Raw genomic sequence first — 503 nt, forward strand, 5'->3', positions numbered from 1 at the left:
TCAACCCCGAAAGGGAGCTGACAGTTGTCGTGAAGGTCGCCTAGCAAGACGGGAGACACGACAACTACCTTGAAAAACGCCGCCCGCTGTAAAAGCGGAACCCATAGTGGCCGTTACCTAAATAACGGATATGTACCTGGTCTGATCCAGCATCCATGTCAGCTGTCAGGCCGCCACGGGAGCAAGCTCCCTCGCCACAGGTCCTGCGCCATAGCCAGAATTGTGTAGATACCGAGGCACCGATGGCGCTGAATCAGTCGCCTGATGAATCGACTGACACACCGCTATCGGGGGCAAGCCCCCTCCCACATTTGCATCGCGGTCTAACCGTTAGATGGCGCTTGGCTGTCAGGCAGCCAGCGGGAGCAAGCTCCCTCGCCACAGGTCCAGCGCTATACCCAGGGTGGTGTAGACACCGATGCCCCGATGGCGCTGAATCAGTCACCTGATGAATCGACTGACACACCGCTATCGGGGGCAAGCCCCCTCCCACATTTGGATCG

The sequence above is a fragment of the Pseudomonas marginalis genome (assembly GCF_001645105.1).
In the GTDB taxonomy this organism is placed as follows: Bacteria; Pseudomonadota; Gammaproteobacteria; order Pseudomonadales; family Pseudomonadaceae; genus Aquipseudomonas; species Aquipseudomonas petroselini.